At 64.7% G+C, this 15,336-nt stretch carries 11 protein-coding genes; 3 read left to right on the forward strand and 8 right to left on the reverse strand.

Features of this window, described 5'->3' with window-relative positions; translation table 11 throughout:
- Window positions 1-31 precede the first annotated feature (31 nt).
- Genes sigM through G4D79_RS05350 form a run of 4 tightly spaced genes read right to left on the reverse strand, consistent with a single transcriptional unit; the run spans window position 32 to window position 7,720 of the window.
- On the reverse strand, window positions 32-658 hold the full coding sequence (sigM, locus tag G4D79_RS05335; RefSeq protein ID WP_075835073.1) for an RNA polymerase sigma factor SigM: 627 nt from the start codon (window positions 656-658) through the stop codon (window positions 32-34).
- Window positions 659-705: 47 nt separating this feature from the next.
- Window positions 706-4,800 carry a murein biosynthesis integral membrane protein MurJ gene (locus G4D79_RS05340; protein WP_214514224.1) on the reverse strand — a complete coding sequence of 1,365 codons (4,095 nt, stop codon included), beginning with the start codon at window positions 4,798-4,800 and terminating at the stop codon, window positions 706-708.
- Window positions 4,797-7,151 (reverse strand): DUF6049 family protein, encoded by a 2,355-nt coding sequence (locus tag G4D79_RS05345; RefSeq protein ID WP_099696893.1) that lies wholly within the window; start codon window positions 7,149-7,151, stop codon window positions 4,797-4,799. Before G4D79_RS05345 ends, G4D79_RS05340 begins: the two co-directional genes overlap by 4 nt.
- The gene (locus G4D79_RS05350; protein WP_030537486.1) at window positions 7,148-7,720 is read right to left on the reverse strand and encodes an NUDIX hydrolase; all 573 of its coding nucleotides are present in this window, start codon (window positions 7,718-7,720) and stop codon (window positions 7,148-7,150) included. Before G4D79_RS05350 ends, G4D79_RS05345 begins: the two co-directional genes overlap by 4 nt.
- Before the next feature lie 111 nt (window positions 7,721-7,831).
- On the opposite strand from G4D79_RS05350, the gene G4D79_RS05355 reads away from it, so the two are divergent.
- On the forward strand, window positions 7,832-9,283 hold the full coding sequence (locus G4D79_RS05355; protein ID WP_003942535.1) for a CCA tRNA nucleotidyltransferase: 1,452 nt from the start codon (window positions 7,832-7,834) through the stop codon (window positions 9,281-9,283).
- Here G4D79_RS05355 and G4D79_RS05360 read toward each other — a convergent pair.
- From G4D79_RS05360 to G4D79_RS05375, 4 genes are read right to left on the reverse strand one after another with little or no spacing between them, the layout of a single operon-like run.
- Window positions 9,267-10,574, reverse strand: a complete 1,308-nt coding sequence (locus G4D79_RS05360) for an MFS transporter (RefSeq protein ID WP_047272660.1) — start codon at window positions 10,572-10,574, stop codon at window positions 9,267-9,269. The genes G4D79_RS05355 and G4D79_RS05360 overlap by 17 nt on opposite strands.
- A gap of 23 nt (window positions 10,575-10,597) precedes the next feature.
- Window positions 10,598-12,235, reverse strand: coding sequence for an acyl-CoA dehydrogenase family protein (locus tag G4D79_RS05365; protein ID WP_064442889.1), 1,638 nt, complete (start codon window positions 12,233-12,235; stop codon window positions 10,598-10,600).
- Entirely contained in the window at window positions 12,219-12,842 is a 624-nt protein-coding gene (locus G4D79_RS05370) for a TetR/AcrR family transcriptional regulator (RefSeq protein ID WP_099696894.1), read from the reverse strand. The genes G4D79_RS05365 and G4D79_RS05370 overlap by 17 nt, the downstream gene beginning before the upstream one ends.
- A gap of 54 nt (window positions 12,843-12,896) precedes the next feature.
- A complete protein-coding gene (locus tag G4D79_RS05375) occupies window positions 12,897-13,838 on the reverse strand; it encodes an NAD-dependent epimerase/dehydratase family protein (RefSeq protein WP_099696895.1) in 942 nt (313 codons plus the stop codon).
- A gap of 134 nt (window positions 13,839-13,972) precedes the next feature.
- On the opposite strand from G4D79_RS05375, the gene G4D79_RS05380 reads away from it, so the two are divergent.
- Together G4D79_RS05380 and G4D79_RS05385 are read left to right on the forward strand one after the other, a co-directional pair.
- Window positions 13,973-14,668 (forward strand): TetR/AcrR family transcriptional regulator, encoded by a 696-nt coding sequence (locus G4D79_RS05380; RefSeq protein ID WP_039973071.1) that lies wholly within the window; start codon window positions 13,973-13,975, stop codon window positions 14,666-14,668.
- A gap of 53 nt (window positions 14,669-14,721) precedes the next feature.
- Window positions 14,722-15,327, forward strand: coding sequence for a YqgE/AlgH family protein (locus G4D79_RS05385; RefSeq protein WP_003942572.1), 606 nt, complete (start codon window positions 14,722-14,724; stop codon window positions 15,325-15,327).
- Window positions 15,328-15,336 lie beyond the last annotated feature (9 nt).

Genomic DNA, 15,336 nt, shown 5'->3' on the forward strand with positions numbered 1-15,336 from the left:
GCGGACCCTTACAAGATAGGACGCGGCCGGTTCACGAATGGTTCCCGCCTTCGCGAAAGTCCTCCAACTGGGCGGCGAGACGCTTGCGCGCGCGGGCGCAGCGACTCTTCACGGTCCCTACGGGCACTCCCAACCTCTCGGCGGCCTCGGCTACCGGATACCCCTCGACATCGACGGCGACGACGGCAGCACGCTGCTCAGGCGGCAGCGATGCCAGTGCCTGTTCGACGGTCAGGCTCATGTCCACTGTCGCCGCATAGTCGCGGTGATCGCGGGGTTCCTCCGCGTTCTCCGAAGACAGAGAGAACGCCGCCCGTGATTTGTTGCGTCGGATCCGGTCGAGGCAGGCATTGACCACGATGGTGTGGAGCCAACTACGCACCGCCGCGTCGCCGCGGAACTTCGCGGCCTTGCGGTGCGCGGACAGCAGACCCTCCTGGAGAGCGTCTGCCGCATCCTCGTCCGAGTAGCTCGTTCGCCGGGCAACGTGCCACAGATGATCCTGATGCCGGAGCAGTAGTTCACGGAACGCGTGTCGATCGCCCGCGACATGAGCGGTCAACAATTCGAAATCCGTCGCCTCGAGATTCTTGTTCTCGAGACTTCTGGATTCGAAATTTCCGGCTCCGCCCCCGGTGCCCCCCCGATAACTGTGCACGGGCGGATATTAGCCCAGTCGGTAGGTTTCAGAAGGGCCAAGGGCGATCACTTTGCAGCAGTGAAAGCAATCTCCGAGATGGATGTCTGGTTTTGTCCGGATTCGGTGCTGAGCTGCGTAATCCAAACCAGGACATACTGACCCGAGCCGTCCGAAGTGACTGGAATGTCGGTCACACCGTTCTTCAGGACACCCGATCCGATTTCCTTGGTCTGATCCAGTGAAGTATTCGCAGAAGGGGCAGAACGGATTTCAACGACGGTTCCCGGCGAATCAGACGTGATCGCAACGTTCTTCAGGTTGGCGGCATCGGCAAGACTCACCATCAGGCCGACACCGTTCTTCAGTGACGGGAACGGCTGGAAGTACGAGTCCGACGACCACGCAGTGGCCGGGTTGCCGTCGATGGCGTTCTTGGCCGTTGCCGGTTGATCCGGCGTGCCCTGGGGTGAGAACACCGTTACGGCCGAGGCAGCTACCGGCACGGTTGCCGCCGCCGGTGCGGGCGCGGGTGAATTGTTCTCGGGCGCAGTGGCTTCGGTGGTCAATCCGAAACTCTGCTCGCTGAGAGGGGTGTCGTTACTACCACCCGAGAGGAAGCTCGCTACCCACACCACAAGGAGAATCAGGACGATCACGGTGAAGACGCCGAGTGCCGTCAGTGCCGCGAGCATCCGCGTCGACTTCTTCTTCTCGGCCTCGATGGCTTCGGGGTCGTTCAGTGCATGACCGGACGCTCCCTGTTCGCGGTGGCCGAGACGAAGTGCCGGAATCATTTCCGTCTTGTCGTTCACGACGGATGCCTGATCGAGGATGTGCTGCACGGTGGCAGCAGTGCGGATTCCACTCTCCGACTGCAACGCTCGAACCGCAACGGCCGAGATGTCGAACGGAACCTCCGGACGGACGACCCGAGGCTCGACGATGTTCCCGTCGGCGCCGCGGCCGGCGGGAAGCAAACCACCGACGGGACCGGCGGACGGTTCGGCCAGCGGCCAGCGAGCCGTGATGAGCGAGTACAGCATGGCGCCGAGGCCGCGGACGTCGCTGGTGGAATCGGCGTCGGCAAGCGTCGCCGGGAACGCCAGTACGGCGTCACCGTTGATGCTGATGCGAACGCGGTCCGGGTGATCGATGGACAGCGCACCGCCGGTGCGGTGAGCAGCTTCGGCAGCCGCCGCCAGGGCACGGATGGCGCGGGCTGCACCGATCGGTGACGGCGTCGTCTCGGCCATCTCACGCAGCGAACGGCCGGGAGTCCATTCGGCGACGACGATGCCGCCCGAGCTTCCGCGGACGACGTCGAGGACGCGAGCCAGACCGGGCGAGTTGATTCGTCCCAGGCGCAGAGTGCGTGAGAGAACTGCCTGCGGTCCGGACTGGCTGTCGTCGTCACCGCGCTGATCGGCGTCGACGAACGTCAGGGCTACTTCACGGTCGAGCTTGACGTCGAGAGCTTCCCAGAACTGCAGTCCGCGGGTTCCGCCGTGCGGCGCGAGCAGACGGTAGCGTCCGCCGGCGACAGAGGCGCCGGGGATGAGCTTCGGTCCACGTGGCATCGGTCGCTGGGCCGGTCGTGATGCGGATCCGGCGGAAGGTGTGCGAGGTGCAGCGGGCGGTGGTGTCTGAGCGGCAGCCGTCTTCTGAGATTCGGGTGCCTTCTTGTCCGGAGCAGGCGTCTTCGGCGCGGGTGTCTTCGAGACAGGTGCTGAAGGTGTCTTCGACACGGGCGCCGAAGGTGTCTTGGACACACTGACCGGAGGTACCGGCGGAGCGGCCTTCTGCACCGGCGGCTGCGGCTTCTGACCCTGCGGGCTTTGGCCCTGCTGCGGTCGCTGTGCGGGCTGCTGTGGCATCTGACCCTGCTGTGGCTTCTGACCCTGCTGTGGCTTCTGACCCTGCTGTGGCTTCTGACCCTGCTGTGGCTTCTGACCCTGCTGTGGCTTCTGGCCGGCAGATGCGGAGGAACTCGTGGATGCAGGTGTGCCCGACGATGCCGTTGACTTCTGTTCGGACGCTTTCACGGCAGAAGTCCCGGCACTCTTGTTGCCGGAAACGTTGTCGTCGCTCACCCTCGCTCCTTCTCCATCGATAGCCCGTCCCCGAATACGCGCGGGTTGCGATCCTGTACGCCCATGACCAGGGTACGGGAGCGCACCCGGTCGTTCTTGCTCGTTTGATTCCGTTCTGATTGCAGGAATCAGCTCGGTGACGTCGTCGTCGGTGTTGTTACGTGTGTCCGGTTCGGCGCGACCTGTCAGTGAACGAATCTTGCGGGAGACCGCAACCGTTACCGACAGGACTTCCGGAACCTTCTTGAAGTAGAGAATCGTGAAGGTGATCGCGAGCATCAGGATGCCGCCGACGGCGACGCGAACCATCGAGCCGGGTCCGCCGAAACGCTCGGTGAGTTGATCGAATCCGAGGACGCGGTCGACCGCGAGCATGGTCAGCGAACCGGCCAGCGAGGCGAGTACGACGGACCAGACTGTCTTGCCCACGTTGGCCATCTGCAGGTTTCCGAGGCTGCGGTGCAGGAGGTACCCGCCGATGACGGCGCCGGTGATGTAGCCGAGACCGTTGGCCGCACCGAGCAGGATCACGACCTGATCGCTGTTGGATGCGAAGACCGGAGCGAGCGCCGAGAAAGCGATTTTCACTGCAGTGATGCCGAGAACGATCCACGTCGGCGTCCAGGCTTGTTCGCGGGCGTAGAACACACGAAGTTGGATCAGGACCAGCGCGTACGGAATCAACGTGAATGCCGACCAGCTCACGGCGGTGCCGAGTCGTTCGGCCTGTTCGGGTCCGAAGCGGCCGTAACCGTAGAGCGCTTCACCGACCTGCGGACCCATGAAGGTCAGGAACATGATGATCGGAACCAGCGTGATCATGGTCAGACGCGTTGCGACCGACAGATCGTCCACGACGGCCGGGGTGTCGTCGGCAGCAGCGTTGCGGCTCAGGCGCGGCATGATCGCCGTCAGAACCGTCACTCCGAGCACGCCGTACGGGAGCTGCAGGAGCAACCAGGCCTGGCTGTAGATGGCAGGGCCGGCTTCGTCGGCGTGGGAGGAGATCTTGGTCGCGAAGATCATGCCCATCTGGCTGATCAGGACGTACAAGACGATGGCGACGGCCATGCCGCCGAACTGGCGCAGGCGGTCGTCGAGACCCCACAGCGGCTTGAGCGAGATCTTCTCGCGGCGAAGCGCGGGGATCAGGCTGGCTGCCTGCACGATGACGCCGATGGTGATTCCGATACCGAGGGTGAGCAGCTTTGCATCGCCCATCGAGACCGGATCAAGCGAGATCTCGCCCGGAGTCAGGCGGTAGATCACGAGCACCACGAGGACGACGACGTTGTTGAGTACGGGAGCCCAGGCTCCGGGCTTGAAGATCTGCCTGGTGTTCAGAAACGCTGTGAACAGTGCCGACAGCCCGTAGAACAGGATCGCCGGCAGAAGTAGATACGACAGCGCCGTGGTCAGGTCGGTGCTGACCTTGCCGTCTTCGGACAGGAAGACGTATTTGGTGAGTACGGGTGCTGCCAGGGTCGCGAGCAGCGCGGCCATGCCGAGTAGAACGAGCGACGCCGTGAAGAGGCGTCGGACAAACGCTTCGCCGTGATCGGCGTCCTCCCGCTCGGCGCGAACCAGCACGGGGACGACGATGGCGGTCAGCACGGCGCCCAGAACCAGTTCCGCGATCATGTTCGGAATCTGGCTGGCGACGGTGAACGAGCTGGCGATGGCGGGGCCGAGGACCATCAGGATCATCAACTGCTTGGCGAATCCCGTGATGCGGCTCGTCAGCGTCGCGATCGCGATGGAACCCGTTGCCGCGAGGAGTCGAGAGTTCGTCTCCTTGCGTTCCCCGACCTGGACATGGGCGTCGGTGTCGAACTCGTCCGACGTGGTCGTCTGCCGGTCGGCGAATTCCATCTCGGCTTCGCGGTACCGGGGGTAGTCGCGGATCACCGGGATGGTCATGGTGGGTGCGTCGTCGAAACGTGCGTCCGGGTTGACCGGCTGGATCGGGTAACCGCGCTCCCACGGTGGCATCCGAGGATGCGAGCGGGTCGTGGCACTCTTGCGGGTGATCGCCGAGCGGCGACCCTCCTCGGGTGGATTCCCGGTCATGAGCGTTCGTACCCTTCATCTGCTGGGTCCGGCTGACCCTTGAATCGATGCCACAGCCGTCGCCCTGCCAGGAACAGCAGCAACCCTCCCGCTGTCGCCGTCACGGCGGCCAGGGGACGACCGTACGCATTCGACCGTACGGTCACGCTGGTCGGCGTACCCAATTGGCGGCCATCTGTCGTGGTCAGCGAGAAGTTGACTTCCAGCTTGCGAGAATCGTTCATTTCCGCGGGCACAGTCAACTGTCGGCTACCTCGCGGCGGAAGCTGTTTGGGACCGATGTCACTGATCTGCATCTCGGGTGGGGCTTCCACACGCAGGTCGACGTTGATGGCGATGGGCAGCTCGTTGCGCGCCACCAGCAGGAGCGGACTCTGCCCCGACGCAAGGGTGTAGACGCCGCCCGGCGACACCACACTGACGGCCCGGTACATCCCGTCGACGGCTTCGGTGACGTTGTCGGCGCGGATGGTCGCAGCGCGCTCCGCCCGATTGACTGAAGCGGAGTCGACGTTGCGGCGATCGGCCAAGGTCATCGAACGGAGTAGATCTTCGCGGAGCGGCGCCGTGAATCCCCGGGGGGTGAGCGAAGCCGCCGGATCGTCCACGAGCGAAGCTTCGAGCCCGTCGATACGCGGAAGTTGGGTGGTTGCGGTCTCGACGACGGACGTTTGCGGACCGTCCTGGGTAGCCCGGTCCGGGTAGTCGAGAGTGGCGGCGTCCGTCGCGCCCGGTTGCCTGCCGAGCAGTGCCGGCAGGGCCTGAGGTGAGGCGAGCCCGGACCGGATGAGGGTCGCGAGCATCGAGAGCACCGCCGTGGCGTCGTTGCTGTCGGCGGTCCACAGTTGCGGCGGCGCGAAGATCTGATTGCGCGGCAGCGACGTCGGCGTCAGCGCGGCCCAGGCCATCGCCCCCAGCGCGTCCTGACGCCGGGCGCTGCGCGATTCGATGTCGATGGTCGGCGCGGTGTCGTCGGGGATGTACGACGGGACCTGCGGCTCCGAGCCGGTGGCGGCCAGCGCTGCTGCCGCCGAGGTGTCGAAGGCAAGCGCGTCGAGTGAGCCGGTTATCCGCGACGACAGCTGCGGAGCTGCCGAGTCGACGGAAGTGTCAGCCACCATCGCTGTGGTGGGATTCACGCTCAGCACCTCTGCGGTGGCCGAGTCGAGGACACCCGAATCCGGCCAGACGAAATCTCGCAGTGAGGTCACGCCGAGGATGTTGTCGACGATGTCCGCCGGGCGTGTGAGCGCGGTAGCCGTCAACTCCGGATTGGCCACCGAGGTGACCGCGGCGAGATCGGCCTGGGCGAACGGAACCGCCGTCGTGCACATCGAGGACGCGAGCGTCTTCACCCGGCCGAGCCACTGGTTGGCGGCGTCGCTGCCGCGGCCTTCGTGCGACGGCCCGGTGGGGTCGGACGAGTTGTCGGCCACGAGGTATCCGCGGGTCATGTTCTCGACGGTGATCAGAAGGTCGGGGTCGATTGCCAGGCAGAGCGCATCCGTGACGCGGCGATCGGTATCGCTCTCGGGCTTGGTGGCGTTCTCCACCGCATCGACCAACGCGTCCAGACGGCCGCCGTCGGAAAGTTCGGTGGCAAGTTCGTCGTCGATCAGGCGTACGGGCTCGTTGACCGCGCCGGGGATTCCGCCGACGAGTCGTGGCGCGTCGGCCAGCGGCCACATGAGCGTGACGCCGATCGGGGCGGACGTGTCGGGGGGAACGACGGCCGTCGCCGACGAACTAGGTGTTCCGGATGTGGCGTTCGATTCGGCTGCGGCCGGCACACCGAGGACGGGGAGCAGGAAGCGTGCGTCGTCGAGTCGGGCGGCACCGCCGTACTCCGGGGTGCCGTTCACGTTGACGAGCATCGGGTAGACGCCCGGTTCGGTGATGTCGAGAGACAACCCGGTAGTGCTCCGCAACGGCAAGGTGAGCGTGAACTGCTTGGACTGGCCGGTGTCGAGGGTGGTGGCAACGGTGTCGAATTCGCCGACCGTGTCGAAAACGGCCTGGTCGAAGTCGAGTGCTGCGCGCACGTCCGAACTGGAGTCGATCGCGGGAGCGCGTTGCAGCCTCACTCCGACGTCCTCGACGGGACGGTCACCGACGTTCTTCACCGTCCCCTTGACCACGACGTTGCGGTCGCTGGTGGTCGTCACCGTGGTCGGTGCGGTGGAGTCGATGGTCAGCTGCAGAAATTTGGCATCGTTGGTGTTTCGCGCCGGGGCGCGCTCACTGGGCTGGCTGGACGGCGCTGCCCATGCGACGGCCGTCGTTGCAGGCCCGAAACCGACAGCGGCCATCACCAGAGCGGCCACACCGGCCCGCCGCAGTGCCATTCTCATCCGGCGTCCGGTTCCTTCGGGCGCTGTTCTTGCCGTATTTCCGTTCGCGGCATCTCGGCGATCATCTGGGACGCGAGTTCTGCGAGTTTGCGCTCGTCGGCGTATGCGAGGCGCGAGTGCAATTCCGTCAGCGGCACCCAAGCGACTTCGGTGACCTCGATGTCCTCGTCGGAGAGTTCACCGCCGAGAAAGCGGAGGAGATAGTGGTGCACGGTCTTGTGGACGCGTCGACCTTCGGTCACGAACCAGTAGTCGATGCTGCCCAGCGGTGCCAGGACGGTTCCCTGGATACCGGTTTCTTCTTCGACCTCACGCATCGCGGTCTGCTCAGCGGTCTCACCTTGTTCGATATGGCCCTTCGGTAGCGACCAGAGCAGGCGTCCGCGGCGGTCGGTTCGGCCGATCAGTGCAGCGCAGAGGCGTTCCGGGGGTCCTCCCCAGCCGTCGACGACCAAGCCGCCCGCAGAAGTTTCACGGACGGTTCGCATCAAAGGTTTATCGGGGTTGCCGACGGCAGGTCGACGCCGCGGGTTGCGGCGACTCCTGTTTGTTCGTTCGGCACCAGACACCTCATCGATACTAGTTGGCGTTGCAGCGTTGCCCGGTAACCCGCGCAAAGCGGTCTATCGCGTTCGTATGCGCGTTCTGCTATTTGCGCACCTTAAGTAAGCTCCTTTCACGTGACTGTCCCTACCTCCGACGCTGATCGCCGCCTACGACTGCTTGCCGACGCCACTGCAACGCTCGGCACGTTGTCCGACGTGTTGAACCCGCTCGGTGAGCGTTTTGCTGCGGCCGGTCACGAGCTGTTCCTGGTGGGTGGCAGTGTTCGCGACGCGATCCTCGGCCGCTTCAGTGGCGATCTGGACTTCACGACGGACGCCAGGCCGGAGAAGGTTCAGGCTCTGCTCAAGGGCTGGGTGGACAAGCAGTGGGACACGGGCATCGAGTTCGGGACCATCAGCGCCATCAAGCACGGCCAGGAGATCGAGATCACGACCTTCCGGGCCGACGCTTACGATCGCGTCTCTCGTAATCCGATAGTCGAGTACGGCACGACGTTGGCCGACGATCTGGTGCGCCGCGATTTCACCGTCAACGCGATGGCGATGAAGATCGGCGCGGACGGTTCCTACACGTTTGTCGATCCGCTGAACGGCATGGACGCGCTGTTGGCCGGAGAGCTCGATACGCCGTCGGCGCCGGAAAACTCGTTCAACGACGATCCGCTGCGGATGCTGCGTGCTGCCCGGTTCGTCTCGCAGCTTGGTTTCACGTTGAACAATCGTGTTTTCGAGGCCATCAAGGAGATGGCGTCGCAGATCGAGCGAATCACCGCCGAGCGTGTGCAGGTGGAGCTGAACAAACTGATGCTGGGCATGTACCCGGTGGACGGCATCAACATGATGGTCGACTCCGGACTGGCTGCATACGTGCTGCCCGAGGTTCCGCAGATGAAGCTCGAGATCGACGAGCATCACCAGCACAAGGACGTCTACCAGCACTCCCTCACGGTGCTCCAGCAGGCGATCGATCTCGAAGAAGGCGATCCGGACCTTGTATTGCGTTGGGCAGCACTGCTTCACGACATCGGAAAGCCGGATACCAAGCGTAACGAGCCTGGCGGTGGGGTCAGCTTCCACCACCACGAGGTGGTCGGCGCCAAGCTGGTGCGCAAGCGCATGCGGGCACTGAAGTTCTCGAAGCAGATGGTCGACGACGTCTCACAGCTCGTGTTCCTGCACTTGCGTTTTCACGGCTACGGCAAGGGACAGTGGACCGACTCGGCGGTGCGGCGGTACGTCACCGACGCGGGCGAGCTGCTCCCCCGCTTGCACAAGCTCGTGCGGGCCGACTGCACAACACGCAACAAGCGTCGCGCCGCGCAGCTGCAGGCCACGTACGACGACATCGAAGAGCGGATCGCGCGCATCGCCGAGCAGGAAGACCTTGCTCGGGTGCGTCCGGACCTCGACGGCAACGCCATCATGGAACTGCTCAACATCCCGGCCGGCCCGCAGGTGGGCAAGGCATGGACGTTCCTCAAGGAATTACGTCTGGATCGCGGCCCGCTCGAGCGTGACGAGGCCGAGGCCGAACTGCTGAAGTGGTGGGCTACCCAGCAGGGCTAGTTTCTCGTTTCTTGCGGTTGATCAGCACCGCTGACAATCCGGCGGCATAGACACCCGCACCGGCAACGGCCAGGCCGACGCTCTTGCCGTCGGGTGCGATCACCGTCGACGCTGCCGCGATCGCACCGATGAACGCGACGTTGAACACGGTGTCCTGCAGGGCGAATACCTGACCACGACGGTCGTCGTCGATGTCGATCTGCATGGCCGCGTCGCCGCTGAGTTTCACGGACTGGCCGGCGATGCCGAGCAGGAAAGCGGCGATCAGCAGCGCCCCCTGAGTCAGCGTGGTCACGAAGACGAGCTGGACGAGAACCGCGCACACCAGGGCGTAGGTGATCGTCCGTGAGCGACCGATCCGCGGGATGAGGAACGGTGTGATCAATGCCGCGATCAGCATTCCGATTGCCGTGGCGCCGACGGCGACACCGAATCCGGCCATCCCTCCGGGTAATTGGGAGCCGTTCGAGGTGTCGCGTAGGACCAGCACCATGATGAGGGTGTTGATGCCGAAGCAGATGCGGTGCGCTCCGATTCCGATCATCGCCGTGGTGACGCCGGGCGCCTCCCAGACAGCGGTTGCCCCGGTGCGCAGTCCGGCCGTCACCGAACGGACGGCACTGGCGCGGACCACTTCGTCGGCGACCGGACCAAGTGAGCGGGCCGTGAACCTGGCCGCGGCGAGGGCCGCGATCACCGATCCCAGTGCTGCGATGGCCACGGCGGCGCCTGACGCTCGATCCCCCGCGCCGATCATGCCGATGATCGCCACCGCTGCCGAAGCACCAAGAGCGGCTACCACCGAACCAGCCGTTGTGAGAACGGAATTGGTTGCCACCAGCCACGATTGTCGGACGACCTTCGGCAGGGCTGCGGATACGCCTGCCCCGACGAAGCGACTGACTCCGATTGCAGCAAGCGCACAGGTCAACAACAGAGTGTCACCGCCGCCGGCGACCAGCAGCACCGCAGTGGTCAGGATGAAGAGCCCGCGGAGCACGCTCGCCCACAGGAGCACCAGGCGGCGGTCCCAACGATCCAGCAGAGCGCCGGCAAAGGGGCCGATCACCGAATAAGGAAGGAGCAGTACGGCAAAGCCGGCCGCTATCGCCACCGGATCGGTTTCGCGTTCCGGGTTGAAGAGGATTGCGCCGCCGAGCGCGGCCTGGAACATTCCGTCGCCGAACTGGCTGGAAAAGCGGACGAGCGCCAGCCTTCCGAGGCCGGGTGATTCACGCAGGGTGTGCAGTACGCGCTGCCAGGCCTCGCGGCGGTTCGAGGCTCGGTTCATAAGCGGAAACTGTAGTGGGTGGGTCAGGCGCCGATCTTGACGGTGGCCCGCTCGAGGATCGGCGCGACGTCGACGCCCCTCGGCAGCGTTCCGAACACACTCCCCCAGCTGTTTCCGAGCCGACTCGCGCAGAACGCGTCGGCCACCGCGGGGTGCCCGTAGCGGAGCAACAGCGAGGCCTGCAGAGCGAGCGCCATGTCGCCGACGATCTTTCGTGCCCGGTATTCGATGTCGTCGAAATCGCCGAAAGCCGCCTGGAGATCCCGCACGGCCTGATCGAAGTGGCCGTCCACTCCACTGGCTCGTTTCAGCTCGTCGAAGAACACCTGCAGTGTTTCGGGTTGCTTGGCCATCGCCCGCAGTGTGTCGAGCGCCGCGACGTTGCCGGAACCCTCCCACACCGAAAGCAGCGGAGCCTCGCGATAGAGGCGCGGCATCCGGGATTCCTCCACGTATCCGTTTCCGCCCAGACACTCGAGTGCCTCGGCAGCGTGGATCGGTCCGCGCTTGCAGACGAAGTACTTACTCACGGCCAACGAAATGCGTCGTAGTGCGCTGGCGTGGGCATCGCCTGCGGTTGCGCGGTCGGTCAGAGCGGCCAGCCACATCGCGACGGTGGTCGACGCTTCCGATTCCACCGCCAGATCTGCCAGAACGTTTCGCATCAAGGGTTGGTCGATCAGGTTGGCGCCGAAAGCACTTCGATGCGTCGCGTGGTGAACTGCCTGCATGGTGCCGACGCGCATGCCGGTGGCCGTGCCGATCGTGCAGTCCAACCGGGTCATGTTGACCATCTCGATGATGGTGCGCACGCCCCGGCCTTCCTCGCCGACCATCCATGCGAGAGCGTCGAGGTACTCGACCTCACTGCTCGCGTTGGAATGATTGCCCAACTTGTCCTTCAGACGCTGCAGGCACATGTTGTTGAGCGAGCCGTCCGGCAGGACCCGAGGCAGGAAGAAGCACGACAGACCACCCGGTGCCTGGGCGAGGACGAGGAACACGTCCGACATCGGCGCGGAGGTGAACCACTTGTGGCCCGTCAAGAGGTAGCTGCCGTCGGATTGTGGCACAGCCCTTGTGGTTCCGGCACGAACATCCGAACCGCCCTGCTTTTCCGTCATCGACATACCGGCGATCAATCCGGGTTTGGTGAGGGGAGCTTTCAGCGCCGGCTCGTAGTGCCGCGTGGTCAGGAGGGGTTCGTACTGCGCGGCCAGATCCGCGTTGTGCCGCAGCGCGGGGATCACGGCGTACGTCATGGAGATGGGACAGCCGTGGCCGGCATCGGTTTGACCCCACACGGCCATCTTCGCGGCGCGGACGAGGTGTGCGTGTGGATTCGGGTCAACCCACGGAGCGCCGTGCAGTCCCAATTCCACTGCGGTGCTCATGAGTTGGTGATAGGCGGGGTCGTAGCGGACCTCGTCGATACGGTTGCCGTAGCGGTCGTGGGTTCTCAGGACAGGTGGGTGCTCCTCGGCCAGATCGCCCCACTCCTGGGCCTGAGCACTGCCGGCGCGGATCCCGACGCGATGAACCTCTTCGAGTGCATCCGATGCGCCTTCACGGTGGAGTGCCTCGAGGATCGGCGCGTATTCGGCTGCGTCGTAATCGATCAGGGGCGGAACCTGATTGGTGACTTCATGCGTGGGTGTCATCGAAGCTCCCTAACGATCGAAGGGTGAAGGCGAGAATGGCGTCGATCGCAGCGGGATCGGTGGTGCCTCCGCGCAGTGGAAGGATCAGGGCCTCGCCGATTGCCCCGACGATGCACGCTGCCGTCAGAGTGGCGTCCTGTGGCGGTATCTCACCGGATTCGACTGCTGAGCGAATTGCGGTGGCCAGGCAATCGCGGAACGATTCGCGAAACATCAACCGCTGTTCGTCGACGAGAGGATCTACCGATTCCACCAGCAGTGCATAGGCGAGAACCGGTGCGCGCATGGCACGTTCGGCGAAGGTCCGAACCGACGCTGATACAGCGGAGCGGTGGTTGCCTTCCAGATGTCGGGCGCTGTCTCCGGCGTCCCGAGCTGCGGATACCTCACGGCTGCAGACTGATTGGAACACTTCGGCGAACAATTCGCCCTTGCCGTCGAAATGTCGATACAGCGTCCCGGTGCCGACGCCGGCGTTCTTGGCCACCGCGGCGATGGAACATCCCGCATAGCCGTGGGTTGCCACTGCCGTCGTGGCGGCCTCGAGCAGCCGGGCGCGTTGTGCGTCCAATCTTTCCTGTACTGCCGGAGTGCGGCGATAGGCCATGTGAAGAAGTGAACACCCGTTCCGTTCTTGCGTCAAGAGCCCCCACCTGCAGGTTCAGGCAGCAGCGGTGCGAGCCTGTTCCTCGCGCCACCACGCGACGGTCGCTTCGGCGGCCTGATCGAGCGGCGTCGGCGAGAGTCCGAGCAGCACTTCGCTGGCACTCGAGTCCATGACGAACGGCTTGGTGAACTGGTAGTTCATCTCCGCGAGTTCGCGGCTGTCGGTGTTGATCTTGCCGACGGCGTCGAGCACCCAGGCAGGCAGGACACCCACCTTGGCGGGGGACGCCCCGGCGGCGCGGGCGAAGGCCTCGGCGATCTTGCGTTGCGTGAGCGCGGGGCCGGTGGGCGCGTGGAGGACGGAGTTCCAAAGCTCTGGGTTGTGGGCTGCGGCGATCATCGCTGCTGCGAGATCGGGGATGTAGGTGAAGGAGTGCGGCTGATCTGCGGAACCGATGACACGAATCTTCTTACCTGCCATGACTTTCGGAACCATGCGCTCGCCGGCGTGGGCAGTGCGGACGCGGGGACCGAAGAAGTCCGAGGCCACGACGCTGACGGTGGGTGTTGCAGAGGCCTCGCGAGCACGCAGCAGCGCGGTGCGCACTCCGCGCTTGCCACCGGTGGCGTTGCGTGGATCGGATTCGGTCATCAGGGTGTCGGAGTTGTAGGCGTAGAGGCTTTCGGGGAAGACCACGACGGCACCGATGGATGCGGCCGCGTCGAGCACAACCTTCTCGGCCGCCGGGAGTTCCCGCTCCCAATCGGCTGCGTTGTAAGCAGCGTGGATGCAGTGGTAGATGGCCGTGGCGCCCTCGCTGACCGAGCGCAGGGCCTCGGAATCCGAGACGTCGACGCGTCGGCGGTCGATCAGCGGGTGCTCGGGCCCGCTGCCGGACCTGGTCAGGAGCCGGACGTTGATTCCCTGCTCGGCGAGCTGTAGTGCGACGGCGGATCCGACGGGTCCTGCTCCGGTGACGATTTCGAGGTTCGACATGGTGTGCTCCTTCTTGTTTCGAGTGAACTGAGAGCACTGCTCTCGTTTTCAAGAATGCACCTGCACCCGAGCGCTGTCAAGAGCAGTGCTCTCTTTTGTTGATGCTGCTCTCGGGAATGGGGCAAGATGGACTCATGGTTGGAACTCCCCGTGAGCGGGCGCGCGAACAGACGCTGCAGGACATCACCCGTATCGGACGCGAGCATCTTGCTGCCGTCGGCGCTGCCGCTTTGTCTCTGCGGGCCGTCGCGCGTGACCTGGGAGTCGTGTCCTCAGCGGTATACCGCTATGTCGCCAGTCGGGACGAACTGCTGACCTTGCTGGTGGTCGACGGGTACACGGAACTGGGCGCGGAAGTGGACGCCGCCGTGAATGCCGTTGCAGCAGAGGATTTTCGCGGACAGTTCATTGCTCTCGGGCGCGCCGTTCGCAGCTGGGCGATCCGGGAGCCGGCCCGCTACGGTCTGTTGTTCGGCAGCCCCGTCCCCGGCTACGACGCTCCGGGCGAGCAGACCACCGGCCCCGGCACCCTCGTCGTGACCCGGCTGATCGGGATCATCGACGCCGCCCATCGCGCGGGTTCACTGACGGTGCGAGAGGGTCCGGGCCTGAGTGACACGTTGGCAGCGGACCTCGAGGGAGTGCGGATTGAACTGGGTACCGACCTGCCGCCGGATGCCGCGGTGCGCGCAACTCTCGTCTGGGTATCGCTGTTCGGTTCGGTGAACTTCGAGGTGTTCGGGCAGTACGGAAGCGATACGTTCACCGACGCGAGCGAGATTTTCGAGCGGCATTTGGCACTACTTGCCGATGTGGCGGGTCTGACCTGAACACGCTTGTGTCTCGTTCCTCCGCACGCAGTTGTCGGTGAGATGATGTCCTTGTGGCGCACGCAGAAGAACCCGAGGATCGAATGGCCTGGATAGAACCGGAGGTTCGTCCGGGCAGTTTGTTGGTGTCGTCGACCGATCTCACGGAACCCGCATTTCGCCGCACCGTCATCTACATGATCGAGCACAACGACGCCGGGAGCCTGGGCGTCGTCGTCAATCGGCCGAGTGAGACGGCCGTGCAGAACGTGTTGCCGCAGTGGTCACCGCTGACCGCGCATCCTTCGGCCCTGTACATCGGTGGACCAGTCAAGCGTGACTCGGCGCTTTGCCTGGGCATCGCTCGCAACGGTGCGCGGATCGACGGCGTCGCCGGCCTGCGGCGGGTGGACGGCAAGGTAGTCATGGTGGATCTGGACTCGGACCCGGAGGTCATTGCTCCTTTGGTCGAAGGGATCCGCATTTTTGCCGGGTACTCGGGTTGGACTCTGGGCCAGCTGGATTCGGAGCTCGAGCGTGAAGACTGGATGGTGATCAGCTCGCTGCCGTCGGATGTGCTGACGCCGCCCCGAGTCGATGTCTGGGCACGGGTGCTACGACGCCAGCCGCTACCCGTGGCGATGCTGGCCAGCCACCCCATCGAGGTGGAACGAAACTGACTTGTCGGA

The organism is Rhodococcus sp. WY5, from assembly GCF_018588185.1.
In the GTDB taxonomy this organism is placed as follows: domain Bacteria; phylum Actinomycetota; class Actinomycetes; order Mycobacteriales; family Mycobacteriaceae; genus Rhodococcus_F; species Rhodococcus_F qingshengii.